The following is a 26,658-nucleotide window of genomic DNA, read 5'->3' as shown; positions in this document are numbered from 1 at the left end:
CGGGCCATCTTCATTGCGCTTTACGCGTGCTTCGCCGTTTCATCCACCAGCGGACGCCCGCGACAATCCCGATAACCAGCACCAGCCAGATGCCATGCTTGATATGCTGGTCAAGGCTGTGCAGCCACGGCGCTATCACTTCACCACCGATGTAGCCCAGAGTCGTAAATAACGATGCCCAGACAAGCGCACCAAGAATATTTAGCGGTAAAAAGATCTTCGGCGGCAGGTGACTGGCGCCAATCAGTAAGGGACCAATAACGCGAAAGCCGTACATAAAGCGCGTACCGACCACAAACAGGTAAGGACGTCGCTGGATCATCTTCTGTGCGTAATCAATTTTCGCCTGGTGGCGCGAGAAACGCTGCAAAATTTTGCCGCCAAAACGACGTCCGAGTAAATAAAGCAACTGATCGCCAATCATCCCGCCCAGCGCGACCGAGAGTACCACCAGGGGAAATTTCAGGACGCCCTGATGCGCCGCAACGCCGCCTAACAGGGTAATGGTTTCGCCTTCCGCCAGACTGCCGATGATTAACGCAGCATAGCCGTATTGCGCAACATAATGATTTATATCCATACGATTGTATGACCTCCACTGCTAATAGCATACACCCTATGATTATTTGATGCCGGAAAAGCCGCGTAGTAGCGCTTAAGGTCGCTCAGCTCTCCAATGCCTGATGGCGCTTCGCTTATCATGCCTACGCCTGAACAAACTTTTTACCCGGCGCTTCGGTATTTTTTCTGTGTACATAAAATAATCAAAAGCTGAATTATACTTGAAGTGTTGAGGTCCGGAGCTGACAACAAGGGGGCGGTATGAACCATGTCTGGGGGCTGTTTTCCCATCCCGATCGTGAAATGCACGTGATCAACAGCGAAAACGAAAGCGTTTCGCATCACTATACCCACCATGTACTGCTGATGGCGGCAATCCCGGTGGTTTGCGCGTTTATCGGTACTACACAAATCGGCTGGAATTTTGGCGATGGCAATATCCTGAAGCTATCTCTGTTGACCGGATTTGCGATGGCAATTCTGTTTTACGGGGTGATGCTGGCGGGCGTCGCCGTTATGGGGCGGGTTATCTGGTGGATGGCGCGTAATTACCCGCAGCGCCCGTCGCTGGCGCATTGTATGGTTTTTGCAGGATATGTCGCGACGCCGCTGTTTTTAAGCGGACTGGTCGCACTTTATCCGCTGGTCTGGCTGTGCGCATTGGTGGGGACCATCGCGTTGTTTTACACCGGCTATTTACTTTATCTCGGCATACCGACATTCCTGAATATCACACGCGAGGAAGGGTTAAGTTTTTCCAGTTCGACGCTGGCGATCGGTGTGTTGGTGCTGGAAGTTCTACTGGCTATTACGGTAATCCTGTGGGGTTACGGCTACCGATTATTCTGACGGATAAACCTGTCTGCGCTGCGTTGTTGACGTAAAAGTCAGCAACGCAGCATTTCGAGACGATTCTCCTGTGGCGGCAAACCTGCCGGATCGCTATGATGCCTGAGCTAGCTTGAGATAATACTTAGTCTCTGGCGGTGTGCGTTGTGACGTGCGTGAACCATTATCAGAAATCTCATCATGCTGAAATTCCGAGTTTCATTATTAAGCCTTGCCCTGGTGCTGGCCGTTCCTTTTGCACCCCAAGCCGTGGCGAAAACGGCAACTACCGCAGCGGCTTCTCAACCTGAGATAGCGTCCGGTAGCGCGATGATTGTTGATCTGAATACCAACAAAGTTATCTATTCGAACCACCCGGACCTTGTGCGTCCGATTGCGTCGATTACCAAATTAATGACCGCGATGGTGGTGCTTGATGCACGACTGCCGTTGGATGAGAAACTGAAAGTTGATATCAGTCAGACACCGGAAATGAAAGGCATCTACTCTCGTGTGCGACTGAACAGTGAAATTAGCCGTAAAGACATGCTACTGCTGGCGCTGATGTCGTCAGAAAACCGTGCGGCAGCCAGTCTGGCGCACCATTACCCTGGCGGTTATAACGCGTTTATTAAAGCCATGAATGCCAAAGCGAAAGCGCTCGGCATGACTCAGACACGCTTTGTGGAACCAACCGGCTTATCGATTCATAACGTCTCGACAGCTCGTGATTTAACCAAGCTGCTGATCGCCAGCAAGCAGTATCCGCTGATTGGCCAGTTAAGCACTACGCGTGAAGATATGGCGACCTTTGCCAACCCGGCTTATACGCTGCCATTCCGTAACACCAACCATCTGGTATACCGCGATAACTGGAATATTCAGTTAACCAAAACCGGATTTACCAATGCGGCAGGCCACTGTCTGGTGATGCGCACCGTGATCAATAACAAACCGGTGGCGCTGGTGGTGATGGATGCGTTCGGTAAATATACCCACTTTGCCGATGCCAGCCGTTTACGCACCTGGATTGAAACCGGCAAGGTGATGCCGGTTCCGGCGGCAGCGCTGAGCTACAAAAAGCAAAAAGCGGCGCAGATGGCGGCGGCAGGTTCAGCTACGGGTGAGCAAACCGCGCAAAACGATTAAACCGTAGGCTGGCCAAGCGAAGCGCCCCCGGCAACGTGCCCGATGGCGCTTACGCTTATCGGGCCTACGATTCTTTCCAGAACTTTTGCTTACTCGTTTTACCAATACCCGGATTCATACTGTTGGTGGGGTCATTCTCGCGGTAAAAACGGGTTAATGTTTCCGGTGCTTTATACAGATGTCCGACGTTATGCTCTGCCGGATACTGTGCTCCGCGCTCGTGCAGAAGCTCCAGCATCTGCTCTTTTAGCGCATGTGCATCCACGCCTTTTTTCACGATGTAATCCTGATGGAATACATAGCACATAAAGTGACCGTAATAGAGCTTATGCACCAGTTGACTGTCGATTTCTGGCGGCATATGCTCATACCATTCGGTGTCGTTACGACGCAGCGCGATATCCAGCGCCAGAATATCTTCTACTTCATCGGCATGTACGGCCTGATAACGAATCGCCGCGCCAGCCGCCGCAAAGCGATGCAAAAACGCCTTGCTGCCTTCTTCTGGGGTACAGGCAAAGAAGTCGCCTTCAGCGGTTTTGAAATATTCGCTGAGCCAGTTTTGCGCTTCAGCCACGCCGCCACCGGCCATTTTTAACAGCAGGTGATGCTCGTACTTATCGCGCCAGCTTTTCATGCGTGCCGGTAAGTGGCTGGGGAACAAATGACCAAATTTCTGCATTGCCCGGTCGGTGAAATGCGGACGGAAAATTTTCACTTTTTCCAGCATCGCATCGGTGCGACCTTTCAGGGTGAAAAAGAACGGCATTTTATCGGTGCCGAGCTTGTCGATCATCAGAAACGTATCTTTGCCATATTGCTCGGCGATGTCGTAAATATCGCGGTGCATATATTCACCAGCGACCGGCAGGTGCTCAAATTTTGCCAGAATATGACGGCGGATTTCCGTCAGCACTTCAGGCTGATTGGTACCGATGTAAAAGACCTGCTGATTTTTTTCGGCTTCGAAGGTGTCCAGACGCACGGCGAAAACCGCGAGCTTTCCTGCACAACCGGATGATTCAAACAAGCGATCCGGGTCGGCGTTATAGCGGGCAGGCGTGTCCGCCTCAATATCTCTGACGCGGGTGACATAGTCGTGATCGTGCGCGTGTCGCCCGTCGTGGCGGACATCGTCATCTTTAATCCGCTCGTCATCAAGTTTGCTCAGGATCTGTTCCGGGGTCTGGCCCAGCTCGATACCCAGATGGTTGACCAGCTGCAATTTACCTTGTTCGTCAATACGCGCAAACAGCGACATCTCGGTATATGCCGGGCCGCGCTGTACCAGCGATCCGCCGGAGTTGTTGCAAATGCCGCCAATTACTGAAGCGCCAATACAGGATGACCCGATCACAGAATGTGGCTCACGGCCAAACGGTTTGAGCGCCTTTTCCAGCGAATACAACGTTGTACCGGGATAAGCCAGCACTTGTTCGCCTTTGCCGATGACGTGCAGTTTATCCAGGCGCAGGGTGCTGATAATGACAATTTCGCGGTCGTAATCATTTCCGCTCGGCGTAGAGCCTTCGGTCAGGCCGGTATTGGCGGCCTGCATCAGGATAATTTTATCTGCGGCGACGCAAGCATTGAGAACGCGCCACAGCTCTAAAAGCGAGCCGGGGAACACAACGGCGAGCGCTTCGCCTTGGCCGGAGCGGAATCCCTTGCGATAGCGGGCCGTTTTAGCAGGTTCAGTGAGCAGGTGAGAATGACCAACCAGACGGGTCAGTTCATTCAGGAAAGCTTTATTATCTGTTGTAATGGAAGACATTCTCCACTCCTTGTGGTGGGACTCAATATCAGGAACAAGCATAGCGCTTTGTATGACAATACGCTTTCTCATTCATATTGTCTCTGGTTCGTCTTCTAATGATTTGCGCTGGTTTTGAAAATTAGGAGAATAACCTTAGCTTTCTTTATCGCTCCCGTTTAGTCTTACGGCAAACTGCGGTTTTTGTTATATTTTCGCTGCCTCGTCGGGAAAAAATAAAGAGAGAATCAACATGAAATGGCTATGTTCTGTAGGTGTCGCGGTGAGTCTGGCGTTGCAACCAGCGCAGGCGGACACGCTGTTTGGTAACCATCCTCTGACGCCAGAAGCGCGGGATGCATTCGTTACCGATTTACTTAAACAGATGACCGTGGATGAGAAAATTGGGCAACTACGCTTGATAAGCGTCGGGCCTGATAACCCGAAAGAAGCCATCCGCGAGATGATCAAAGACGGGCAGGTTGGGGCAATTTTTAACACCGTCACGCGCCAGGATATCCGCAAAATGCAGGATCAGGTGATGGAACTCAGCCGCCTGAAAATTCCTCTCTTTTTTGCCTACGACGTATTGCACGGCCAACGTACCGTGTTCCCGATAAGTCTCGGCCTGGCGTCCTCTTTTAATCTCGATGCGGTCAGAACCGTTGGCCGTATTTCCGCGTATGAAGCCGCCGATGATGGTCTGAATATGACCTGGGCGCCAATGGTCGATGTCTCTCGCGATCCGCGTTGGGGCCGTGCTTCAGAAGGTTTTGGTGAAGACACGTATTTAACGGCTACGATGGGTAAAACCATGGTTGAAGCGATGCAGGGTAAAAGCCCGGCGGATCGCTATTCGGTGATGACCAGCGTCAAGCACTTCGCCGCTTATGGCGCGGTTGAAGGTGGCAAGGAATATAACACCGTCGATATGAGCCCACAGCGTCTGTTCAACGACTATATGCCGCCGTATAAAGCCGGGCTGGACGCTGGTAGCGGTGCGGTAATGGTAGGACTTAATTCGCTAAACGGTACGCCTGCAACCTCAGATGCATGGCTGCTCAAAGACGTGCTGCGTGATGAATGGGGCTTTAAGGGTATTACCGTTTCCGATCACGGCGCGATTAAGGAACTGATTAAGCACGGTACTGCCTCCGATCCTGAAGATGCGGTGCGTGTGGCGATCAAGTCCGGCATCAATATGAGTATGAGCGATGAGTATTACAGCAAATATCTTCCGGGCTTGATTAAATCCGGCAAAGTGACAATGGCGGAGCTGGATGACGCCGCGCGCCACGTGCTGAACGTGAAATATGATATGGGGCTGTTTAACGACCCGTACAGTCATCTGGGGGCCAAAGAATCTGACCCACAGGACACCAACGCGGAAAGCCGTTTGCACCGTAAAGAGGCGCGTGAAGTAGCGCGAGAAAGCCTGGTGCTGCTGAAAAACCGTCTGGAAACGTTGCCGCTGAAAAAATCCGCCACCGTGGCAGTCGTCGGTCCGCTGGCCGACAGCAAGCGTGATGTGATGGGCAGTTGGTCCGCTGCCGGTGTTGCCGATCAGTCGGTAACGGTACTGACGGGGATTAAAAATGCCGTCGGCGATCAGGGCAAAGTGCTGTACGCCAAAGGGGCGAATATCACCAACGACAAAGGCATTGTCGATTTCCTCAATCTGTATGAAGAGGCGGTGAAGGTTGACCCGCGCTCGCCGCAGGCGATGATCGATGAAGCCGTGAACGCAGCGAAGCAGTCTGACGTGGTGGTTGCGGTAGTCGGCGAAGCGCAAGGTATGGCGCATGAAGCTTCCAGCCGCACCGATATCACTATTCCACAGAGTCAGCGTGACCTGATTGCCGCGCTGAAAGCCACCGGTAAACCTCTGGTTCTGGTACTGATGAACGGACGTCCGCTGGCGTTGGTTAAAGAAGATCAACAGGCCGATGCGATCCTCGAAACCTGGTTTGCCGGGACGGAAGGCGGTAACGCCATCGCCGATGTGCTGTTTGGCGATTACAACCCGTCAGGCAAGCTGCCGATGTCTTTCCCGCGCTCTGTCGGACAGATCCCGGTCTATTACAGCCATCTCAATACCGGTCGCCCGTATAACGCAGATAAGCCGAACAAGTACACGTCGCGCTACTTTGATGAAGCGAATGGTCCGTTGTATCCCTTTGGTTATGGCCTGAGCTACACCACGTTCACGGTTTCTGATGTGAAGCTCTCTTCTCCAACGATGAAGCGTGACGGGACCGTGACGGCCAGCGTGCAGGTGACCAACACCGGCAAGCGCGAAGGTGCGACGGTGATTCAGATGTATTTGCAGGACGTGACCGCTTCCATGAGTCGTCCGGTAAAACAGCTGAAAGGTTTTGAGAAAGTGAATCTTAAGCCGGGTGAAACCCAGACCGTCAGCTTCCCGATTGACATTGACGCGCTGAAGTTCTGGAATCAGCGTATGCAATACGATGCAGAACCTGGCAAATTTAACGTTTTCATCGGCGTGGATTCCGCCAGAGTGAAGCAGGGCGAATTTGAACTGCTGTAATTGATTAGCGAGTAAAGGCCGGGTTTCCGGCCTTTATCTTTAGACGTACGCGCCGCGTCTGCTTCTTATTTCTCATCACGTTATTGCTAACGAATCCCTCTCTTACTCCCCAATTGCCAGGTTAAGCCCTGATTTTTCGACTATGCTTTTTCCTCAAGTCTCTGAAAAGGGCCGCAAAAGGATGAGGAGTACAGCATGATAATCTCAAAAGTATCGGTGGGTTCGCTGGCGCTGTTAGCTGCGATAAGCCTACCCTTACAGGCCGCGTCACCCGTCACGGTCGGTTCAAAAATAGATACCGAAGGGGCGCTGCTCGGCAACATTATTTTGCAGGTGCTCGAAAGCCATGGCGTGAAAACCGTCAATAAAATACAGCTTGGTACCACCCCAGTGGTGCGTGGGGCAATCACCTCCGGTGAGCTGGATATTTATCCGGAATATACCGGTAATGGCGCATTCTTTTTTAAAGATGAAAATGATCCCGCGTGGAAAAATGCGCAGGCTGGATTCGACAAAGTGAAAAAGCTGGATGCAGAGCAAAATAAGCTGGTCTGGCTAACCCCTGCACCAGCCAACAACACCTGGACTATTGCAGTACGCCAGGATGTTGCGCAAAAGAACAAACTTGAGTCCCTTGCTGATTTAGGCCGTTACCTGAAGGACGGAGGAACGTTCAAACTTGCCGCCTCTGCGGAATTCATCGAACGGGCTGACGCGCTGCCAGCGTTTGAAAAAGCCTATGATTTCAAACTGAATCAAAATCAGCTGTTGTCGCTGGCTGGGGGGGATACCGCGGTGACGATTAAAGCGGCGGCGCAGCAGACTTCTGGAGTCAATGCGGCGATGGCTTATGGCACCGATGGCCCGGTTGCGGCGCTCGGTCTGCAAACTTTAAGCGACCCAAAAGGTGTCCAGCCCATTTATGCGCCAGCACCCGTCGTGCGTGAATCGGTGCTGAAAGACTATCCGCAAATGGGAGAGTGGCTACAGCCGGTTTTTGCCAGTCTGGATGAACAAACGTTGCAGCAGCTGAATGCCAGTATTGCCGTGGAGGGGCAGGATGCGAAAAAAGTCGCAGCAGATTACCTGAAGCAAAAAGGATGGGTGAAGTAACGGCGTTTGCAGCGGGTGGGTGTTTTGTCGAATATTTCAGTCAATCGGGTGCTGTTGTTGCTGGTGCTTCTTACTTTCGCGGCGGCAGCGCTGCCTTTCATTAGCTATGCCCCTAATCGTCTGGTGTCCGGCGAAGGTCGTCAACTCTGGGATATCAGCTCCGACACGGCATGGGGATTGGCGGTGGCCTGTTTGCTGCTGTGTCTTCTGAGCGTTGTACCGGGAAGGTCCGGCAATATATTGGCGCTTATCGTTTGCCAACTGTTGGTGATCGCCGCGCTGGTAACCGCAGGTACAACGGCAACGTATCTGGCGAAGACAGGGAGTCCGCTGGCCAGAACTAGTCTGGGCAGTGGATTCTGGTTGGGCGTGGGGCTGATGCTGCTGGCCGCCAGTGACGCTATTCGTCGCATCACCGCTCAGGCACTGTGGCGTTGGGCGCTGCATGCTCAAATATTCATTGTGCCGCTGGTGCTTTTGTTCTCCGGCACGTTTAACGATCTTTCTCTGCTTAAAGAATATGCCAACCGCCAGGATGTCTTCAACGACGCGCTGGCGCAACATTTGACGATTCTGTTTGCAACCGTGGTGCCCGCGCTGCTTATTGGTGTGCCACTGGGCATCTGGTGTGCTTTCTCTGTCACCCGTCAGGGGCCGGTATTTGCGGCACTGAATATCATCCAAACCATTCCTTCAGTCGCGCTGTTTGGCCTGTTAATTGCGCCACTTGCCGGGTTGGTGAAGCACTTTCCTTTATTGGGCAAGTTCGGCGTCGCGGGAACTGGTATGACGCCTGCGCTTATTGCGTTGGTGCTGTATGCGTTGTTACCGCTTGTACGTGGCGTTGTGGCTGGGTTGAATCAGGTACCGCAGGATGTACTGGAAAGCGCTCGAGCGATGGGTATGAACACTTTCCAGCGATTTGTCTCGGTGCAGTTCCCGCTGGCATTGCCGGTCTTCTTACGCAGTTTACGGGTAGTGATGGTGCAAACCGTGGGAATGGCGGTGATTGCTGCGCTGATTGGAGCAGGGGGATTTGGCGCGCTGGTCTTTCAGGGATTGCTCAGTAGCGCCGTCGATTTAGTGCTGTTGGGCGTGATCCCAGTCGTTGTGCTGGCAGTGTTGATTGATGCGCTGTTTGATTTAGGTCTCGCGCTGCTAAAGGTATCGAATAATGATTGAATTTCGCCACGTCAGTAAAACCTATGGTCAGCAAAAAGCCGTTGATGACCTTAACCTGCAGTTAGGGGAGGGCAGCTTTTCGGTGCTAATCGGCACGTCAGGTTCGGGGAAGTCCACCACGCTAAAGATGATCAATCGGCTGGTTGAACACGACAGCGGGCAGATCCGCTTTGCCGGAGAAGAAATTCGTAGCCTGCCGGTGCTGGAGCTACGACGGCGCATGGGGTACGCGATTCAGTCTATTGGCTTGTTTCCCCACTGGACCGTCGCGCAGAACATCGCCACCGTACCGCAACTGCAAAAGTGGTCGCGCTCACGTATTGATGACCGAACAGATGAACTGATGGCTCTGCTGGGCCTTGAGGCGAGTTTGCGCCACCGTTATCCGCATCAGCTTTCCGGCGGACAGCAGCAGCGGGTCGGGGTTGCGCGTGCGTTGGCGGCGGATCCGCAGGTGCTATTGATGGATGAGCCTTTTGGCGCGCTGGACCCGGTCACTCGTGGTGCGCTGCAGCAGGAGATGACGCGTATTCACCGTCTGCTCGGGCGTACCATTGTGCTGGTGACGCATGATATCGACGAGGCGCTAAGGCTGGCGGAGCATCTGGTGCTGATGGATGCAGGAAAGGTCGTGCAGCAAGGCACGCCGCTGTCGATGCTCACCGCGCCAGCGAATGATTTCGTACAAACCTTTTTTGGCCGCAGTGAACTGGGCGTACGGCTGTTGTCGCTGCGTACGGTAGGCGATTTTATTCGTCGCGGAGAACACTCAGACGGCGAGCCGCTGGTGGATGAGATGACGCTTCGTGATGCGTTATCGGTGTTCGTGGCGCGCGGTTGCGACGTTTTACCTGTCGTGACGCTGCAGGGGGTACCCTGCGGAACGCTCCATTTTCGCGATTTGCTTTCGGAGATGCCGACCCGTGAAACGTCTTGCTGATCCACTGCTGTGGCTTGTTACGTTGTTTCTGATCCTGTTGGTTGGATTGCCTCACAGTCAGACCCTGTTTAGTTCGCTGTTTCCTGAGCTGCCACGTCCCGTGTATCAGCAGGAAAGTTTTACGGCGCTGGCTTTGAGCCATTTTACACTGGTGGGGATCTCAAGCCTTATCGCCGTATTGATTGGCGTTGGGGCGGGAATTGCGGTAACCCGGCCCTGGGGCGCGGAATTCAGGCCGATAGTGGAAACGATTGCCGCCGTGGGGCAGACCTTTCCGCCAGTTGCAGTGTTGGCGATCGCCGTACCAGTGATGGGGTTTGGTCCTGAACCGGCAATTATTGCGCTGATCCTGTATGGGGTATTACCGATCTTGCAGGCAACCCTGGCGGGACTTGGCGGCATTTCTTCCAGCGTGATGGATATCGCCAGTGGAATGGGCATGAGTCAGGGGCAGCGGCTGCGTAAAGTAGAGTTACCGCTGGCGGCCCCGGTTATTCTGGCCGGGATTCGCACGTCGGTGATTATTAATATAGGCACTGCAACCATCGCCTCAACCGTTGGAGCGAACACGCTGGGTACGCCGATTATTATCGGGCTGAGTGGGTTCAATACCGCCTATGTGATTCAGGGGGCGCTGTTGGTCGCGCTGGCAGCGGTAATTGTTGACCGCGGTTTTGAGAAATTAGCGAGACATCTTACCCGGCACGTAAAATAAAGGTATAACCTGCCAGCATGACACCGCCGATACCGCCGATGGCCATCAGCAGGAAGAGGGTAATGACACCGATTTTAGCTGCGCTCATTATGCACTCCTTATGTGAATCCAAGGATTGTACACGTTTGTTAATAGAATATTAAATACCGAGTGGATAAATATCGTGACCTAACGCGCGCCATTCATTCAGCTGTTGTTGCTGAGCGGGCGTTTGGTTCTCGCCGCACCAGACAAGCAAGGTGCGACCTTCAAACAGCTCCGGTCGCAGTTGGTTCAGCGAATGAGCAAGGACGTCAATGCGCCACCCCTGCTGGCTGGCGACCCAACCTTCCAGCCATAAGCGGGTCGTATCCTGAATGTTCCAGCCAACCACCAGAGCATCTTTGCCCTGTTTCTTGCGTGCTGAGGCAAGACAAATCGCGATGTAGTTGATCAGTACGCCGTCGAGGATCCCCAGTAACGCCTGGAGGATCGGCTGCTGACATTGCAGACGTCGGCGTAACGGAATGAATAAATGGGTGTTGAGCGTTTGTGCGGGATAATCCTGACCACGCTCTTTGATCCACAGTCTGAGGCTATGCAGATTATTACTTTGCAAATAGTTCAACAGCGTCTCTTGTTGTTCACGCCAACCGTTATGCACATCAATGCTCTCATTGCTGAGCAACATTTTAACCTTGCTGACCTGGACACCGTTGTTGATCCAGCGTTTTATCTCACGGATCCGATCGATATCCGCGTCGTTAAACAGGCGATGTCCGCCGTCTGTCCGTTGCGGTTTCAGTAATCCGTAACGCCTCTGCCACGCGCGTAAAGTGACAGGGTTGATATCACAAAGCAAAGCCACTTCACCTATTGTGTAAAGCGCCATCGTCGTCTCACTTATGCTTGCGAGGTCCCAGTTTTACTTTAGACGCTCTTTTGCGAACCAGGTAGTTTTGCCTGTTTTTTGATCAATAAATGGGTGGGTTTGTAGTCATGATCGCGCTTTCGAGTGATCGTTCTCACAAATTCCTTTTTTTTTGCAACACTTCAAAGAAAGTTACGCGCAGCCCATGTATGTTACGCGCTTTTAAGAGATGTGTGGTTGGCGGGTATGTACGAGTTTAATCTGGTGTTGCTGCTGCTTCAGCAGATGTGCGTGTTTCTCGTTATCGCGTGGCTCATGAGCAAAACGCGTTTGTTTATTCCGCTGATGCAGGTGACTATCCGGCTGCCGCACAAACTGCTTTGCTACGTTACCTTTTCCATTTTCTGCATTTTGGGCACCTATTTCGGGCTGCACATTGATGACTCCATTGCGAATACTCGCGCTATTGGTGCGGTAATGGGCGGGCTGCTTGGCGGCCCTGTGGTTGGCGGCTTAGTCGGTCTGACCGGTGGTTTACATCGTTATTCAATGGGCGGAATGACGGCGCTTAGCTGCATGATCTCGACCATTGTGGAAGGGTTGCTCGGCGGACTGGTGCACAGCGTGCTCACCCGTCGTGGTCGTACCGATAAAGTATTCAGCCCGCTGACGGCGGGCGCCATTACCTTTGTTGCTGAACTGGTGCAGATGTTGATCATCTTATTGATCGCCCGGCCGTTTGATGATGCCTACCGACTGGTCAGCAATATTGCCGCGCCTATGATGGTGACCAATACCGTCGGTGCCGCCTTATTTATGCGTATTTTGCTCGATAAACGGGCGATGTTTGAAAAATATACCTCCGCTTTTTCCGCCACCGCGCTCAAAGTTGCCGCTTCAACGGAAGGGATTTTGCGCCAGGGGTTCAACGAGGTTAACAGCATGAAGGTTGCTCAGGTGCTGTATGAAGAGCTGGATATCGGTGCGGTGGCGATTACCGATCGTGAGAAACTGCTGGCATTTACCGGTATTGGTGACGACCATCATCTGCCGGGCAAACCTATCTCTTCCTCGTACACCCAGCGGGCGATTGAAACCGGAGAGGTGGTTTATGCCGACGGCAATGAAGTCCCTTATCGCTGCTCTTTGCATCCGCAATGCAAATTAGGTTCGACGCTGGTGATCCCCTTGCGGGGTGAAAACCAGCGGGTGATGGGGACCATCAAACTGTATGAAGCCAAAAACCGTCTCTTTAGCTCAATCAACCGCACGCTGGGGGAAGGGATCGCCCAACTGCTTTCGGCGCAGATTCTGGCCGGACAGTATGAGCGGCAAAAAGCGATGCTCACGCAGTCGGAAATAAAACTCCTGCACGCCCAGGTCAATCCCCATTTTCTGTTTAATGCGCTCAACACCATCAAAGCTGTGATCCGACGTGATAGCGAGCAGGCCAGCCAACTGGTGCAGTATCTGTCGACGTTCTTTCGTAAAAATTTAAAACGCCCGTCGGAAATTGTGACGCTGGCCGATGAAATTGAACACGTTAATGCTTATCTGCAAATTGAAAAGGCACGGTTCCAATCGCGTCTTCAGGTGACCTTGACGGTGCCAGAAGAACTTTCGCATCAGCAATTACCCGCTTTTACTCTGCAACCCATCGTGGAGAATGCTATCAAACACGGTACTTCTCAGTTATTAGATACCGGTGAAGTATCGATTACCGCCCGTCGAGAAGGGCAATATCTGATGCTGGATATCGAAGACAATGCCGGGCTGTATCAGCCAACATCAGAAGCCAGTGGACTGGGTATGAATCTGGTCGATAAACGACTGCGCGAGCGGTTTGGCGATGATTTTGGCATTAGCGTAGCGTGTGAACCTGACCGCTTTACCCGAATCACTTTACGACTTCCTCTGGAGGAACTGGCATGATCAAAGTGCTAATTGTCGATGACGAACCGTTAGCCCGGGAGAATCTGCGGATCCTGTTGCAGGAGCAAAGCGACATCGAGATTGTCGGCGAATGTTCGAATGCGGTGGAAGCCATTGGCGCGGTACATAAATTGCGTCCGGATGTTCTGTTCCTTGATATTCAGATGCCGCGAATCAGCGGCCTGGAAATGGTTGGCATGCTTGATCCCGAGCATCGTCCGTACATTGTTTTTCTGACCGCCTTTGATGAGTATGCGGTGAAAGCCTTTGAAGAACATGCGTTTGATTATCTGCTCAAGCCGATCGAAGAAGCTCGGCTGGAAAAAACGCTGATCCGTTTGCGTCAGGAGCGCACGAAGCAGGATGTATCACTCCTGCCAGAAAATCAGCAGGCGCTGAAGTTTATTCCGTGCAGCGGTCACAGCCGAATTTATTTGTTGCAAATGGATGACGTGGCGTTTATCAGCAGCCGTATGAGTGGCGTATATGTGACCAGCAGTGATGGTAAAGAAGGCTTCACTGAGTTGACGCTCAGGACGCTGGAGAGCCGTACTCCTCTGCTGCGTTGTCATAGACAATATCTGGTAAATATGGCGCAATTGCAGGAGATCCGTCTGGAAGACAACGGCCAGGCGGAACTGATTTTGCGTAACGGGCTGACTGTTCCGGTGAGTCGTCGTTATCTTAAAAGTCTAAAAGAGGCGATTGGACTGTAAAACTGATACACTGCGCGCCATTGCATCACCGACAGTTGAAGGCTCTATGCTAAGTAACGATATTCTTCGTAGCCTGCGCTACACCCTGAAAGCGAACAATAACGACATGGTGCGTATTCTTGCGCTTGCTGACATGGAATCCATCTCCGCAAATTTCGATACCTGGACGACAAAAGAAGATGAAGACGGGTTTGTTCGCTGCCCGGATATCATTCTCTCCGGTTTTTTAAACGGTCTGATTTATCATCTGCGTGGTAAAGATGATTCTGCACCGGAACTGGCGCTTGAGCGTCGTGTTAACAATAATACGGTGCTGAAAAAACTGCGTATCGCTTTTTCACTGAAAACCGATGATATTCTGGCAATTATGACCGAGCAGAAATTCCGTGTGTCGATGCCGGAAATTACCGCCATGATGCGCGCGCCGGACCATAAGAATTATCGCGAATGCGGCGATCAGTTCCTGCGTTATTTCCTGCGTGGTTTAACGTCGCGAGAGCATAAAAAGAAAGCGTAAAGCAGCGCTGGCGATCACGATCAAAATCGGGTCGCCGAAGCTTTACTTCACTTCTTTAAAACCCGCCGATTCCATTACCGTTTGCATTTGCTTCATGCTGATGTTTTTATCGGCGTTTTCAGATAGTTTCATCCCTGAAATGGCCTGCAACGCTTTTATATCGACTTTTTCCATATCGATAGTGACATTTTCTTGCGCGTAGGTATCTGAATAGGTGAGTTTTTCTTCTATACCAGTAATATTTTGATATTTGGCGCTTAATGCGTCGAATACTTTTGCTGCTTCTTCTTTATTGCTGGCACCGACTGACGCATAGCTGATTTTACTTTCAGAGATTTGCTTCAGGACCTTATCACCTTTATAGGTGTAAGAGACAGTGATATCCGAACCGTTGAGGTTGGCATTAAATGTTTTTGTCTCTACTTTATCACCGCATCCTGCCAGGGAAAAAAACACAACCGATACCACGGCGAGAGTGAAAAATTTATGTAACGCTTTCATGTAAAACTCCATTTCATGAATATCGGATGTTAAACAATAACCTCCACGAATCTGGTAAGCCCGGACTATCTTGATCCCAGTGCAGTATAGAATAAATCTAATATTAACAACTGAGCAGTCCGAAAATGGATTAAGGGTTAAGATTAGAGGAAGCACTCACGTAGCAAAAAAAAAGCGCTGCGGTTGCAGCGCTTGAGATACTTGACTTACTTCACCTGTTGGCCTGGTTTTGCACCTTCATCCGGGCTTAACAGGAAGATATCTTTCCCGCCAGGACCTGCGGCCATTACCATCCCTTCAGAAATGCCGAAGCGCATCTTACGAGGAGCCAGGTTAGCAACCATAATGGTCTGGCGGCCAATCAGGGTTTGTGGATCCGGATACGCAGAACGAATACCAGAGAAGACGTTTCGTTTCTCACCACCGAGATCCAGCGTCAGACGCAGCAGTTTGTCGGAACCTTCCACGAATTCGGCGTTTTCAATCAACGCTACGCGCAGGTCAACTTTGGCGAAATCGTCAAAGGTGATGGTTTCCTGAATCGGGTCATCCGCCAGCGGACCGGTTACTGGTGCGGCAGCGGCTTTCACTTCTTCTTTCGACGCTTCCACCAGCGCTTCAACTTGTTTCATGTCGATGCGATTGTACAGCGCTTTAAAGGTGTTGACCTTGTGACCGAGCAGTGGCTGCTCAATGGCATCCCAGCTCAGTTCGCAGTTCAGGAACGCTTCCACACGTTCAGCAAGCGTTGGCAGAACCGGCTTCAGGTAGGTCATCAGCACACGGAACAGGTTAATGCCCATGGAGCAAATTGCCTGCAGGTCGGCATCGCGGCCTTCCTGTTTAGCCACAACCCACGGTGCTTGTTCGTCAACGTAGCGGTTTGCCACGTCGGCCAGCGCCATGATTTCACGAATAGCTTTACCAAATTCACGGCTTTCCCATGCTTCGCCGATCACTGCTGCGGCGTCGGTGAAGGTTTTATACAGCGCCGGGTCGGCCAGCTCAGTCGCCAGAATGCCGTCAAAACGCTTAGCAATAAAGCCTGCATTACGGGATGCCAGGTTGACTACTTTGTTGACGATATCGGCATTAACGCGCTGGACAAAGTCCTCCAGGTTCAGGTCGATGTCATCAATACGTGAAGATAGTTTCGCCGTGTAGTAATAGCGCAGACTGTCGGCATCGAAGTGCTTCAGCCAGGTGCTTGCCTTAATGAAGGTGCCACGAGATTTAGACATCTTCGCGCCGTTCACCGTCACATAACCGTGGACGAACAGGTTGGTCGGCTTACGGAAGTTACTGCCTTCCAGCATGGCAGGCCAGAACAGGCTGTGGAAGTAAACGATATCCTTACCGATGAAGTGATACAGCTCGGCGTCGGAATCTTTCTTCCAGTATTCATCAAAGCTGGTGGTGTCACCGCGCTTATCGCACAGGTTTTTGAATGAACCCATATAGCCAATTGGCGCGTCCAGCCAGACGTAGAAGTATTTGCCAGGCGCATTCGGGATTTCAAAACCGAAGTACGGGGAATCGCGGGAAATATCCCACTGTTGCAGGCCGGATTCGAACCATTCCTGCATTTTGTTGGCGACCTGCTCCTGTAACGCGCCGCTGCGCGTCCACGCCTGCAGCATTTCGCTGAATGACGGCAGATCAAAGAAGAAGTGTTCGGAGTCACGCATCACCGGCGTCGCGCCAGACACAACGGATTTCGGCTCGATAAGTTCGGTCGGGCTGTAGGTTGCGCCGCAGACTTCACAGTTATCGCCGTACTGATCCGGAGACTTACATTTCGGGCAGGTGCCTTTAACAAAACGATCCGGCAGGAACATGCCTTTTTCCGGATCGTAAAGCTGGGAGATTGTACGGTTCTTAATAAAACCGTTTTCCTTCAGGCGCGTGTAAATCAGCTCAGACAGCTCACGGTTCTCTTCGCTGTGCGTCGAGTGGTAGTTGTCATAGCTGATGTCAAAACCTGCAAAATCAGTCTGATGCTCCTGACTCATTTCACCGATCATCTGCTCTGGCGTGATCCCAAGCTGCTGTGCTTTCAGCATGATTGGCGTACCGTGTGCGTCGTCCGCGCAGATGAAGTTAACCTGGTGGCCGCGCATTCGCTGGTAACGGACCCAGACATCAGCCTGGATGTGCTCCAGCATATGGCCGAGGTGGATTGAGCCGTTGGCGTACGGCAGCGCGCACGTTACCAGAATTTTCTTCGCGACTTGAGTCATAGTGGGCAATTACTTCTTTTGTAGTGAAAAGGGCTTTGATAGTACCAAAATGGTAATTACTGCGCCAAGCGATAAGGGCATTTATCCGTAAATGAATAATTGTTGCGGTTGGAGTAAACTACCTGGTGACTATTGTATATTCAGAACAACAAAAAGGAGTCGGGATGAACGCACAATCCCAGGCCAAATCACCAGAGACCCTGCGCGCCATGGTTGCCGGGACGCTGGCGAATTTTCAGCATTCAACCCTGAAGCATAATCTGACGACGCTTAAAGCGTTGCACCACGTCGCCTGGATGGATGACACGTTGCACGTTGAGCTGGTCATGCCGTTCGTCTGGCATAGCGCGTTTGAGGACTTAAAAGAGCAATGTAGCGCCGATCTGCTGCGTATTACCGGCGCGAAAGCGATCGACTGGAAACTGTCGCATAACATCGCGACGCTGAAACGCGTGAAAAACCAGCCAGGTATTAATGGTGTGAAAAACATCATCGCCGTCAGTTCAGGTAAAGGTGGAGTGGGTAAATCCTCTACCGCCGTGAACCTGGCGCTGGCGCTGGCTGCAGAAGGGGCGAAGGTGGGGATTCTGGACGCCGATATTTATGGTCCGTCTATCCCGACAATGCTTGGCGCGGAAAACCAGCGTCCAACCTCGCCAGATGGTACCCACATGGCGCCGATCATGTCTCATGGTCTGGCAACGAACTCCATTGGTTATCTGGTCACTGACGATAACGCGATGGTGTGGCGCGGCCCGATGGCCAGTAAAGCGCTGTTGCAGATGTTGCAGGAAACCTTATGGCCGGATCTTGATTATCTGGTACTGGATATGCCGCCGGGCACTGGTGACATCCAGCTGACGCTGGCGCAGAACATTCCGGTAACGGGCGCGGTTGTTGTCACTACGCCGCAGGATATCGCGCTGATCGATGCGAAAAAAGGCATTGTGATGTTCGAAAAAGTCGAAGTGCCGGTATTGGGTATTGTTGAGAATATGAGTATGCATATTTGCAGCAATTGTGGTCACCATGAGCCAATCTTTGGCACCGGTGGCGCGCAGAAACTGGCCGAGCAGTACCACACCCAACTGCTGGGACAAATGCCGCTGCATATTTCTCTGCGTGAAGACCTCGATCGCGGTACGCCGACGGTTATCAGCCGTCCAGACAGCGAATTTACCGCCATTTACCGCGACCTTGCAGGGCGTGTGGCGGCACAGCTGTATTGGCAGGGAGAAGTTATTCCGGGCGAGATTGCTTTCCGCGCGGTGTAATTTATAGCGTTACAGATATTCACCGTATTAATGTATTATTGATGCGGTGAATATATTAAATTTAAAAATATTACGATATTGTTCATTCTGCGTTTATAATTCATACCTTTTTCCGAATAAATCATCTCAATGCATCATTGTAATTGATCAAATCTATCTCATTAATCTACAATTTCAATTGGTTCAAACAGGGTAGTTAACCCATAATTCACAGTGCAGGCAGTTTGTATGCTGTTTTCCACCCATTACAGGAATAATGAACACAATGAAGAAAAGTTTATTCTTGGGAGTTATTACTCTGGCTTATGGAATGAGTTTGCAGGCTTTGGCTTCTGATACAATCGATGGAAAGCTAACAATCATCGGGCATATTGTTGAGTCCACATGCCATATCGATATGACAGGTGGCGAGCCTCAAAATGATTGCCAGTCAGATGCGGCTCGATTGACGGCTGGAAACGACAAACCAAACTACCAAGGGGTCAATACGAACCGTGTGATGTTACCGGGTGATACGACACGGCAAATAGTGCTCAATACCTACGATTAATGACCTCAGAATGAATCTTGTCAAACGGCAGTTTTACCCAGCGTAATACTGCCGCTTCTTTAATTTTTCCTTCTATTACATTTGCTTTCCGTTATTTATTATTATCGTCAATTACTTAAATATGTATTATCTAATTCTTGAATAATGCTTAGTGAAATTTGCTTTAAATCAAATAAAACATCATTTCACATTGCGGTAAAATTATTCTCGTGACATTTTGATTTCGAAGTTGTTAAAAGGATGTGTTTATTAAAGTTAATAAGGAATGACCAATGAAAAGATCCATTATTTTTTCGGCAATGTTACCATTTTTATCTGTCGGAATGGCGCATGCTGCGGATATCACTGATGAGGGACAGTTAATCATTCAAGCAACTGTAGAAGGGTCTTCTTGTCATTTTAATTCCAATGGTGGTGACTCGGCAATTATTGATATGGGTACAATTTCAACTTCTGATGTGTATAAAATTGGTATCGGAGCTATTAGCAATACAAAAGTTTGGAATACCGATGCAGATTCAATTGAAATTATTTGTCCGTCTACGGTAGAGTTAAAAAATATTACCTTTTCACCAACTAAATTCTCAGAACATCCGGGACTATTACAGGATGATGAGGACGATACTACCGGCGTAGGGTTCGCTGTTGATTTTTATAACACCACCACGAGTTTCGTTAATATCAACGAGAAAGACCAGGTTGTGGATGTTAGTGGGTTGAAAGGTGAGTCCATTGGAAATGAAGGTGTCAAGTACACCTTAAAATTTGATGCCCGATGGGCACGACTGGCTCAGGTTGTTAACGCTGGCGATGTAAAATCTACGATAAAATTTACTGTTGAAACTGATTAATTCTAAATGGCTATATTGTCGGGATGACTCGACAATATAGCGCTATCAATAAGGTAGTGTATTATGAAACGGATTTTACTTTCAGGCCTGATAGCATTGACGCTCCCGGCACACGCTGATATCGTGATTTATGGCACCCGTGTTATATATCCGGCAGAGAAAAAAGAGATTATCGTTCAGTTGATGAATGAGAGTACCAAGGCATCACTGGTACAATCCTGGATTGATGATGGCGATACTACATTACCTCCGGAAAAAATAGATGTACCATTTTTGCTGACTCCGCCAGTTATCCGTGTTAAAGGTAATTCAGGGCAGCAAATAAAAATCAAAAAAATTGCCAATAACTTACCAAGTGATAAAGAAAGTCTTTTTTATTTTAATGTGCTGGATATACCCCCAAATACAAATAATCAAGATGGGAAGAATACGCTAAAATTTGCCATGCAGAACAGATTGAAATTGCTGTACCGACCTAAGAGCGTCGAGTCAGTCACACAAAATAGTATTAAAAAGTTAAGTTTTTCTCGCAGCAACGGTGGGCTAAATTTAAATAATGCTACTGCGAATTGGATTACCATTCCCAAGATTGAAGCGAACAGAAATCAGCTAAATGGTAAAACTATTTTATTACCACCGTTATCCAGTCAACTGCTCCAACTGAGAAATAATGGTAGCAATCAGTATGTTGTGACCATTATTGATGATCGCGGTAATTATGTTAGCGATACGCTCAGAGTTAAATAATATGAGGTGTGGCCATGTTAAGGATAACTCCACTTGCTTCCACGATATTTTTTCTGTTGTTCTCGGGTCAGCTATTTGCTGAAGAAGAAACATTTGATACCCATTTTATGATGGGGGGATTAAAGGGTGAAAAGGTCAGTGATTTTAGATTTGATGGTGAAAAACCGATTTCTGGAACCTATGATCTAGATATCTATCTTAACAACCAATGGCGTGGAAAATATGAGTTGAATGTCAAAGATGAACCTGATGACACGTGTTTGACATGGGATCTCATTCATCGTCTTGGGATTAAGTCTGAAGGGATTAAAGTCGATAAAGAAGCACAATGTGTGCCTTTAAAAACTGCACTTAAAGGGGGAACTTCGACTTTTGATGTGAGCCGATTTCGCCTTGATCTCAATGTCCCGCAGGCTTTTGTCAATGAACTTGAATACGGTTACGTCGAGCCTGAAAACTGGGACAGGGGGATTAATGCGCTGTATACTTCCTATTATGTGAGCCAATACTATAGCGATTATAAAGACTCCGGTAACAGTAAAAATACTTTTGCTCGTTTTAATAGCGGGTTGAATTTATTTGGTTGGCAACTACATTCTGATGCCAGTTACAATAAGACTGATGATAGTAATGGTGAGTGGAAGAGTAATACGCTTTATCTGGAGCGCGGCCTCCCGGAAATATTGGGCACATTGCGCGCGGGTGATATGTACACATCATCAGATATTTTTGATACCGTTCGGTTTTGCGGGGTGCGCTTGTATCGCGATATGCAGATGCTGCCGAACTCAAAACAGAATTTTACGCCGTTAGTTCAAGGGATTGCACAAAGTAATGCCCTTGTCACTATTGAACAAAATGGTTTTGTTGTCTATCAAAAAGAGGTACCGCCGGGCCCCTTCTCGATTGCCGATTTGCAGTTAGCAGGCGGCGGGTCGGACCTCGACGTTAGCGTGAAAGAAGCGGATGGTACCGTTACGACCTATCTGGTTCCTTATTCGTCTGTACCTAATATGTTACAGCCTGGCGTGTCTAAGTATGATTTTGTTGCGGGTCGCAGCCATATTGAAGGCGCCAGCAACCAAAGTGATTTCGTTCAGGCCAGTTATCAGTATGGCTTTAATAATCTATTAACGCTGTATGGCGGTACAATGCTGGGGGATAACTATAATGCTTTTACGCTGGGAACTGGCTGGAATACGCGCATTGGTGCTGTTTCTTTTGACGCCACGCAGTCACATAGTAAACAGGATAATGGTGACATTTTTGATGGCCAGAGTTACCAGGTTGCGTGGAATAAATATGTTACGCAGACAGGGACGCGATTTAGTTTAGCGGCATACCGATATTCTTCTCGTGACTATCGTACATTTAACGATCACGTATGGGCGAATAACAAAAACAGTTATCATCGTGATGAAAATGATGTCTACGATATTGCTGATTATTATCAGTATGATTTCGGTCGTAAAAACAGTTTTACAGCCAACATCAATCAGTCGCTTCCTGAGGGGGGGGGAGCCGTATCGCTAAGCACATTATGGCGTGACTACTGGGGACGTAGCGGTAGCAATAAAGATTATCAACTGAGCTACACCAATAGTTGGCAACGGATTAGCTATACGCTTTCTGCTAGCCAAACCTACGATGAAGATCATAATGAAGATAAACGTTTCAACATCTTTATCTCCATACCCTTTAACTGGGGAGATGGCATATCCACGCCACGGCGACAGGTATATCTCTCGAACTCGACCACATTTGATGATGATGGTTTCGCATCAAATAATACCGGTATCAGTGGGATTGCAGGCGATCGCGATCAATTTAACTATGGTTTAAACCTGAGCCATCAGCGACAAGACAGCGAAACCAGCGCTGGGGCAAACGTTACGTGGCGTGCTCCTGTTGCAACGGTTAACGGTAGTTATAGTCAATCTACAAAATATAAACAAAGCAGTGGCAGCATCTCCGGTGGGGTTGTGGCGTGGGCTGGTGGTATAAACCTGGCAAACCACCTTTCTGAGACTTTCGCCATCATAAATGCCCCCGGACTTGAAGGTGCTTATATCAATGGGCAGAAATATCGGGAGACCAACAGTAAAGGTACGGTGGTATATGATGGGATGAGTGCGTACCGTGAGAATATGCTGACACTGGATGTCTCTAATACCAATAGTGAAACAGAATTACAGGGTAACCGTAAAAGTGTTGCGCCATATCGTGGGGCAGTGGTCAAAGCGCAATTTGATACCGACCAGCGTAAGCCCTGGTATTTTAAAGCACTGCGACCGGATGGTTCCCCATTAACCTTTGGTTATGAAGTGGAAAGCGAACAGGGCGAAAATATTGGTCTGGTTGGGCAAGGCAGTATGTTGTTTATTCGTACTAATGACGTACCTGCAAAAATAAAAGTTGCCATTGATAAACAACAAGGACGTTACTGCACAATCTCCTTCAATCAGGAAATTGATGTCAGTAAGACATACTCATGTCAATAAAAGGATAATGATGATGAGATGGATACTGTTAACGGTATTAACATTATGCTCTTTTTGGGCACAGGCTGATAAATGTGATTTTGTTCCTCCGCCAAATATTACGGGAGCATATTCTTTCACCCCAGATTCGATGTCCGGTGTACTTGATGGTAGTGTTTTTGCTTCTGGCCAGGATAGCACTGTTGTACTGGACTGTAAGTCACAGGAGAGGGCATGGTTGAAGGCCGCAATGGCCATCTTGCATAGCAGTGAATATGCTTTTAAGGTAGGCAGTCAATATTATATTGTTTCCTTTTCAGTGAGTTATCAAGCAAAGGATATTGTTGCAAATAAAGCAAAGTATACATTGTCAGATTTTTTTGACATGGCGGGTTTAGTACTGAACTATTCAATTGTTGCGGCCCCAGACCGCGGGGCCGCAACGATCATCGCCCCTGGTGCGACTATCCCTCTCGTTACTGAGTTGAGCCTTGAATACTGTCAGGGAAATAAGGATAACTGTAGTTCAAAAAAATTAAATTATAATTTAAATGTTACGATTATGGTCGATATCACAACCTGCTATTTTGGTAATCAGGAAATTGATCTGGGGAGGATAAATATTAATGATCTTGATAAAAAAGAATTTGAGCTTCACCCGGTAATATTCACCTGTCAGACAAGTGGGGCCGGGAATCTGAAGTTTACGCCTGTTAATCTATTATTTTATTTTGAACCGATGAGTCCGTTGGCGGAGGATTCGATAACCCTGACCAACGATTATGGTACTGCGGCGAATAGCGCAGGGTCGGTAGGATTTCAGTTATCAATGGACGGTTCAACCAGTATTGGCTATGGCAGAAGTAACCTGTATCGTTCTGACACTGTGAAAGGGAATACAGTACCAATCAATATTTACGCCCGCACCAGAACGTATGCAGGGAAAGTCACTGCGGGAGAAACAATGAGTCGGGTAAAGGTCGTTATTGACTATAATTAAAAAGTAAGCAAAGCAGGAAATTCACGCACCCAACTATACTGGGTGCGTTTATTTTACCGGTGATAAAAAATCTCGCCATCGTAAGCTTTAATGATCTTAGCATCGGCATCATTGACCAGCACATACGCGCCGCCCATGTAGGTCCAGTGGGTGCCTGCCGTCGGCGCGGGCAGATTGCGTAGATTCCACTGTTTAATGGTGTATTCTTCGGTGAGATACAGTGGTGGGACCTTGTCACCGGGTTTGAAATGGGTGAAGTCAGCAATAAAGCTGCTCAGTTCATATTTATCGATACCGGTGGGGGCAGCTGTTGCGGTTGGCGCGGCCCAGACGACGCTGCTTGCAAGCAGAAGTGCACCCAGCAACATTTTATTCTTCATACCCATCCTCTCTACCTCTTCGGGTCATCAAAATCAGTCATGTATCATTCCTGGCATACCGGATGTCTGACAAGCACTATTTTGTGATCACTCCAGTCATTTCGTAAAAAGTGTAAATGAAAGTACAGAATTGCAGCAACCTTGACCAGTAGTTTCACTGTGGGGGCGGGTAGTACGCCAATTTACATCGCTAAGCACAGGCAGTATCCTGTTACTGAAACCAGCATATTACGTTTGTGTTTCAACGACTCGGGGTGCCCTTCCTGGTGAAGGCTGAGAAATACCCGTACCACCTGATCTGGATAATGCCAGCGTAGGGGGCCGAAATTCGGCCTACTTATCATGAGATTGACTCTCTTTTTGTCGGTGCGTAATGCACTTGAGGTACAAAAAGGGTGTATTCATGGGGTACAAAACTCTTCCATACACGTTTCAGCGAAACGGCAACTACTACCTGCAAATCCGGCTTTCAAATGGCAAGATGTATAAGAAATCTCTCCTCACTGACAGCTATCGTGAAGCATCTGCTTTGATGATTGGCGTTACGCCACACATTCCTTTTGTTCAATCATTAGCTACGCCGCTCCTCGTGTTCGAATCATTTTTGTCTAATCTGATTGCGTCAGAACGCAAGGCTGCGAGAAATCCATTTTTGGCCCACCAGCAGATCGCTCCTCCTGTTGAAATCGTGGAATCTCAACCGCCAGCCGAACCGGAAAAAGTGCTAACTCTCTCGGATGCGTGGACGATGTACAAAGACGAAAAGGGACGCAACTGGACGAAATCGATCTCAATGGCAAATGAGCGATACATGGAAGTGCTGTTAACGGTCTTGGGAGGGGAAACTGATGTAGCGACGATTAGCAAACAGGACATTAAACAGGTGATGGAAGTTGTTGAGAACCTCCCTAAGCGCGTTGTACAGCCTTATCGCTCAATGAGCATTCAGCAATTGATAGAATGTGACGATGTCCCAGCTGATGAACTGGTTGGGGTTGAAGCCATCCATAAACATCTAAAGCTCTACAAATCACTGTTCAAAACTTTTCTTACTGAAAGCAAAGACGTTTTGCTGAAATCGCCAACTGATGGAGTAGTGGCTGCACCATCGAAAGCAAGATTTGGCGCATACAGTACAGCCGAGATGAAAAAGTTTGTAGGGTGGGCGCTTAAGCAACCCGATAATTGGCAAAAATGGATCACGTTGTTATTGGCATACACGGGAGCGAGAAGAGGCGAGATAGGAAAGCTGGAGAAGTCACAGATTAAATTTGACGAAGATAGCCAGCGTTACTATTTCCTGATTGCTGAAGGAGGGCAGGGGAAAACTGAGAACGCTACGAGGCAGGTAGTCATCCACCCTAAGTTAATCGAATGGGGTTTCATGGAGTACGTTGATCGCCAGTGGAAAGAGCGGATTTTTTCAGAAGTGGCAGGTACAAACATGACTAAGATCGGTAAAGTCTTTGCTGATGTTCGAGATCAGTTGGGTATTCCTTATCTGGACGATTATGGACAACGGCGATTACTGCATTCCATCCGTCACTCAGTTTGTTCTACAGCTATGGCTGGATGGGTGAAAAACATCCTGCACCTGCAGCAAACAGTAGGCCATGAGAAGAGCGGAGGGATCACTAAACGATATTTACATACGTTTCCTCTATCTACAGTCTCCTATGTAGTTGATGGACTTTGCTGGGTCTAACATCGAAGACATGAGAAATCAATCGTAGGGACGCAAAGTCAGCGATGGCTACTGGGCTATCTTAGCTCATATATGTTTGTCTACATGATTGATTTGTCAAGCAGTCAAGATAGAATGTTCTGA

Annotated in this window: 24 protein-coding genes and 1 riboswitch; of the genes, 17 read left to right on the top strand and 7 right to left on the bottom strand. The window is 49.3% G+C overall.

Annotation, left to right across the window (positions count from 1 at the left end; all coding sequences use genetic code 11):
* Window positions 1-10: 10 nt before the first annotated feature.
* Window positions 11-580, bottom strand: a complete 570-nt coding sequence (locus WN16_RS19090) for a DedA family protein (RefSeq protein WP_003844394.1) — start codon at window positions 578-580, stop codon at window positions 11-13.
* Between the two features lie 242 nt (window positions 581-822).
* On the opposite strand from WN16_RS19090, the gene WN16_RS19085 reads away from it, so the two are divergent.
* Both WN16_RS19085 and pbpG read left to right on the top strand, forming a co-directional pair.
* On the top strand, window positions 823-1,410 hold the full coding sequence (locus WN16_RS19085) for a Yip1 family protein (protein ID WP_003840142.1): 588 nt from the start codon (window positions 823-825) through the stop codon (window positions 1,408-1,410).
* Between the two features lie 180 nt (window positions 1,411-1,590).
* Window positions 1,591-2,538 carry a D-alanyl-D-alanine endopeptidase gene (gene pbpG, locus WN16_RS19080; RefSeq protein ID WP_003027363.1) on the top strand — a complete coding sequence of 316 codons (948 nt, stop codon included), beginning with the start codon at window positions 1,591-1,593 and terminating at the stop codon, window positions 2,536-2,538.
* A 64-nt stretch (window positions 2,539-2,602) separates the two neighbouring features.
* On the opposite strand, the gene dld is transcribed toward pbpG, so the two are convergent.
* Complete coding sequence (gene dld, locus WN16_RS19075; protein ID WP_044702096.1) at window positions 2,603-4,312, bottom strand: D-lactate dehydrogenase; 1,710 nt, start codon at window positions 4,310-4,312, stop codon at window positions 2,603-2,605.
* Between the two features lie 232 nt (window positions 4,313-4,544).
* On the opposite strand from dld, the gene bglX reads away from it, so the two are divergent.
* The 5 genes from bglX to WN16_RS19050 all read left to right on the top strand — a co-directional run bounded on the left by bglX (window position 4,545) and on the right by WN16_RS19050 (window position 10,792).
* Window positions 4,545-6,842: a beta-glucosidase BglX gene (gene bglX, locus WN16_RS19070; protein ID WP_049015356.1), complete on the top strand. Its 2,298-nt coding sequence runs from the start codon at window positions 4,545-4,547 to the stop codon at window positions 6,840-6,842.
* Window positions 6,843-7,037: 195 nt separating this feature from the next.
* Window positions 7,038-7,955: an ABC transporter substrate-binding protein gene (locus WN16_RS19065; RefSeq protein ID WP_044702098.1), complete on the top strand. Its 918-nt coding sequence runs from the start codon at window positions 7,038-7,040 to the stop codon at window positions 7,953-7,955.
* Between the two features lie 15 nt (window positions 7,956-7,970).
* On the top strand, window positions 7,971-9,137 hold the full coding sequence (locus WN16_RS19060; RefSeq protein ID WP_044702102.1) for an ABC transporter permease: 1,167 nt from the start codon (window positions 7,971-7,973) through the stop codon (window positions 9,135-9,137).
* A complete protein-coding gene (locus tag WN16_RS19055) occupies window positions 9,130-10,077 on the top strand; it encodes an ABC transporter ATP-binding protein (protein ID WP_044702103.1) in 948 nt (315 codons plus the stop codon). Before WN16_RS19060 ends, WN16_RS19055 begins: the two co-directional genes overlap by 8 nt.
* Window positions 10,061-10,792 carry an ABC transporter permease gene (locus tag WN16_RS19050; protein WP_032936682.1) on the top strand — a complete coding sequence of 244 codons (732 nt, stop codon included), beginning with the start codon at window positions 10,061-10,063 and terminating at the stop codon, window positions 10,790-10,792. The genes WN16_RS19055 and WN16_RS19050 overlap by 17 nt, the downstream gene beginning before the upstream one ends.
* On the opposite strand, the gene WN16_RS19045 is transcribed toward WN16_RS19050, so the two are convergent.
* The gene (locus tag WN16_RS19045) at window positions 10,773-10,880 is read right to left on the bottom strand and encodes a protein YohO (protein WP_003027354.1); all 108 of its coding nucleotides are present in this window, start codon (window positions 10,878-10,880) and stop codon (window positions 10,773-10,775) included. The two genes, WN16_RS19050 and WN16_RS19045, sit on opposite strands and share 20 nt — an antisense overlap.
* 51 nt (window positions 10,881-10,931) lie before the next feature.
* A complete protein-coding gene (gene mlrA, locus WN16_RS19040) occupies window positions 10,932-11,663 on the bottom strand; it encodes an HTH-type transcriptional regulator MlrA (protein WP_003844381.1) in 732 nt (243 codons plus the stop codon).
* A gap of 225 nt (window positions 11,664-11,888) precedes the next feature.
* Here mlrA and WN16_RS19035 point away from each other — a divergent pair, with 225 nt between their 5' ends.
* The 3 genes from WN16_RS19035 to WN16_RS19025 are packed head-to-tail and all read left to right on the top strand — an operon-like array spanning window position 11,889 to window position 14,807.
* Window positions 11,889-13,574, top strand: coding sequence for a sensor histidine kinase (locus tag WN16_RS19035; RefSeq protein WP_003027348.1), 1,686 nt, complete (start codon window positions 11,889-11,891; stop codon window positions 13,572-13,574).
* Window positions 13,571-14,290 carry a two-component system response regulator BtsR gene (btsR, locus tag WN16_RS19030; protein ID WP_003840155.1) on the top strand — a complete coding sequence of 240 codons (720 nt, stop codon included), beginning with the start codon at window positions 13,571-13,573 and terminating at the stop codon, window positions 14,288-14,290. The genes WN16_RS19035 and btsR overlap by 4 nt, the downstream gene beginning before the upstream one ends.
* A 46-nt stretch (window positions 14,291-14,336) precedes the next feature.
* A complete protein-coding gene (locus tag WN16_RS19025; protein ID WP_003027346.1) occupies window positions 14,337-14,807 on the top strand; it encodes a DUF1456 family protein in 471 nt (156 codons plus the stop codon).
* 42 nt (window positions 14,808-14,849) lie between these two features.
* On the opposite strand, the gene WN16_RS19020 is transcribed toward WN16_RS19025, so the two are convergent.
* Together WN16_RS19020 and metG are read right to left on the bottom strand one after the other, a co-directional pair.
* Entirely contained in the window at window positions 14,850-15,308 is a 459-nt protein-coding gene (locus WN16_RS19020) for a YehR family lipoprotein (RefSeq protein ID WP_003840158.1), read from the bottom strand.
* 206 nt (window positions 15,309-15,514) lie between these two features.
* The gene (gene metG, locus WN16_RS19015) at window positions 15,515-17,548 is read right to left on the bottom strand and encodes a methionine--tRNA ligase (RefSeq protein ID WP_003844377.1); all 2,034 of its coding nucleotides are present in this window, start codon (window positions 17,546-17,548) and stop codon (window positions 15,515-15,517) included.
* A gap of 164 nt (window positions 17,549-17,712) precedes the next feature.
* Between metG and apbC the strand changes: the two genes are divergently transcribed.
* From apbC to WN16_RS18985, 6 genes are all read left to right on the top strand, one after another.
* Window positions 17,713-18,822: an iron-sulfur cluster carrier protein ApbC gene (gene apbC, locus WN16_RS19010; protein ID WP_003027343.1), complete on the top strand. Its 1,110-nt coding sequence runs from the start codon at window positions 17,713-17,715 to the stop codon at window positions 18,820-18,822.
* Between the two features lie 265 nt (window positions 18,823-19,087).
* On the top strand, window positions 19,088-19,372 hold the full coding sequence (locus WN16_RS19005) for a DUF2574 family protein (protein ID WP_044702105.1): 285 nt from the start codon (window positions 19,088-19,090) through the stop codon (window positions 19,370-19,372).
* Between the two features lie 272 nt (window positions 19,373-19,644).
* On the top strand, window positions 19,645-20,223 hold the full coding sequence (locus tag WN16_RS19000; RefSeq protein WP_044702107.1) for a fimbrial protein: 579 nt from the start codon (window positions 19,645-19,647) through the stop codon (window positions 20,221-20,223).
* Between the two features lie 63 nt (window positions 20,224-20,286).
* The gene (locus tag WN16_RS18995) at window positions 20,287-20,970 is read left to right on the top strand and encodes a fimbria/pilus periplasmic chaperone (protein ID WP_044702109.1); all 684 of its coding nucleotides are present in this window, start codon (window positions 20,287-20,289) and stop codon (window positions 20,968-20,970) included.
* Window positions 20,971-20,984: 14 nt separating this feature from the next.
* Window positions 20,985-23,471: a fimbrial biogenesis outer membrane usher protein gene (locus WN16_RS18990; RefSeq protein WP_044702112.1), complete on the top strand. Its 2,487-nt coding sequence runs from the start codon at window positions 20,985-20,987 to the stop codon at window positions 23,469-23,471.
* Window positions 23,443-24,450: a hypothetical protein gene (locus tag WN16_RS18985; RefSeq protein WP_127746369.1), complete on the top strand. Its 1,008-nt coding sequence runs from the start codon at window positions 23,443-23,445 to the stop codon at window positions 24,448-24,450. The genes WN16_RS18990 and WN16_RS18985 overlap by 29 nt, the downstream gene beginning before the upstream one ends.
* A gap of 53 nt (window positions 24,451-24,503) precedes the next feature.
* On the opposite strand, the gene WN16_RS18980 is transcribed toward WN16_RS18985, so the two are convergent.
* Window positions 24,504-24,836 carry an RcnB family protein gene (locus WN16_RS18980; RefSeq protein ID WP_016150637.1) on the bottom strand — a complete coding sequence of 111 codons (333 nt, stop codon included), beginning with the start codon at window positions 24,834-24,836 and terminating at the stop codon, window positions 24,504-24,506.
* A 234-nt stretch (window positions 24,837-25,070) separates the two neighbouring features.
* Window positions 25,071-25,166, top strand: a riboswitch (TPP riboswitch).
* A 67-nt stretch (window positions 25,167-25,233) separates the two neighbouring features.
* Between WN16_RS18980 and WN16_RS18975 the strand changes: the two genes are divergently transcribed.
* Entirely contained in the window at window positions 25,234-26,535 is a 1,302-nt protein-coding gene (locus WN16_RS18975; RefSeq protein ID WP_088731931.1) for a tyrosine-type recombinase/integrase, read from the top strand.
* Window positions 26,536-26,658: the final 123 nt, after the last annotated feature.

Origin of the sequence: Citrobacter sp. ABFQG (assembly GCF_004322975.1) — a bacterium.
Lineage (GTDB): Bacteria > Pseudomonadota > Gammaproteobacteria > Enterobacterales > Enterobacteriaceae > Citrobacter > Citrobacter freundii.
This window is presented reverse-complemented; position numbering and strand designations above follow the sequence as displayed.

Excerpts from the sequence above, each read along its gene's own strand:
- WN16_RS19090 (WP_003844394.1), bottom strand. The coding sequence starts at position 580 with ATGGATATAAATCATTATGTTGCGCAATACGGCTATGCTGCGTTAATC.
- WN16_RS19085 (WP_003840142.1), top strand. The coding sequence starts at position 823 with ATGAACCATGTCTGGGGGCTGTTTTCCCATCCCGATCGTGAAATGCAC.
- pbpG (WP_003027363.1), top strand. The coding sequence starts at position 1,591 with ATGCTGAAATTCCGAGTTTCATTATTAAGCCTTGCCCTGGTGCTGGCC.
- dld (WP_044702096.1), bottom strand. The coding sequence starts at position 4,312 with ATGTCTTCCATTACAACAGATAATAAAGCTTTCCTGAATGAACTGACC.
- bglX (WP_049015356.1), top strand. The coding sequence starts at position 4,545 with ATGAAATGGCTATGTTCTGTAGGTGTCGCGGTGAGTCTGGCGTTGCAA.
- WN16_RS19065 (WP_044702098.1), top strand. The coding sequence starts at position 7,038 with ATGATAATCTCAAAAGTATCGGTGGGTTCGCTGGCGCTGTTAGCTGCG.
- WN16_RS19055 (WP_044702103.1), top strand. The coding sequence starts at position 9,130 with ATGATTGAATTTCGCCACGTCAGTAAAACCTATGGTCAGCAAAAAGCC.
- WN16_RS19045 (WP_003027354.1), bottom strand. The coding sequence starts at position 10,880 with ATGAGCGCAGCTAAAATCGGTGTCATTACCCTCTTCCTGCTGATGGCC.
- mlrA (WP_003844381.1), bottom strand. The coding sequence starts at position 11,663 with ATGGCGCTTTACACAATAGGTGAAGTGGCTTTGCTTTGTGATATCAAC.
- WN16_RS19035 (WP_003027348.1), top strand. The coding sequence starts at position 11,889 with ATGTACGAGTTTAATCTGGTGTTGCTGCTGCTTCAGCAGATGTGCGTG.
- btsR (WP_003840155.1), top strand. The coding sequence starts at position 13,571 with ATGATCAAAGTGCTAATTGTCGATGACGAACCGTTAGCCCGGGAGAAT.
- WN16_RS19025 (WP_003027346.1), top strand. The coding sequence starts at position 14,337 with ATGCTAAGTAACGATATTCTTCGTAGCCTGCGCTACACCCTGAAAGCG.
- WN16_RS19020 (WP_003840158.1), bottom strand. The coding sequence starts at position 15,308 with ATGAAAGCGTTACATAAATTTTTCACTCTCGCCGTGGTATCGGTTGTG.
- metG (WP_003844377.1), bottom strand. The coding sequence starts at position 17,548 with ATGACTCAAGTCGCGAAGAAAATTCTGGTAACGTGCGCGCTGCCGTAC.
- apbC (WP_003027343.1), top strand. The coding sequence starts at position 17,713 with ATGAACGCACAATCCCAGGCCAAATCACCAGAGACCCTGCGCGCCATG.
- WN16_RS19005 (WP_044702105.1), top strand. The coding sequence starts at position 19,088 with ATGAAGAAAAGTTTATTCTTGGGAGTTATTACTCTGGCTTATGGAATG.
- WN16_RS19000 (WP_044702107.1), top strand. The coding sequence starts at position 19,645 with ATGAAAAGATCCATTATTTTTTCGGCAATGTTACCATTTTTATCTGTC.
- WN16_RS18995 (WP_044702109.1), top strand. The coding sequence starts at position 20,287 with ATGAAACGGATTTTACTTTCAGGCCTGATAGCATTGACGCTCCCGGCA.
- WN16_RS18990 (WP_044702112.1), top strand. The coding sequence starts at position 20,985 with ATGTTAAGGATAACTCCACTTGCTTCCACGATATTTTTTCTGTTGTTC.
- WN16_RS18985 (WP_127746369.1), top strand. The coding sequence starts at position 23,443 with ATGTCAGTAAGACATACTCATGTCAATAAAAGGATAATGATGATGAGA.
- WN16_RS18980 (WP_016150637.1), bottom strand. The coding sequence starts at position 24,836 with ATGGGTATGAAGAATAAAATGTTGCTGGGTGCACTTCTGCTTGCAAGC.
- WN16_RS18975 (WP_088731931.1), top strand. The coding sequence starts at position 25,234 with ATGGGGTACAAAACTCTTCCATACACGTTTCAGCGAAACGGCAACTAC.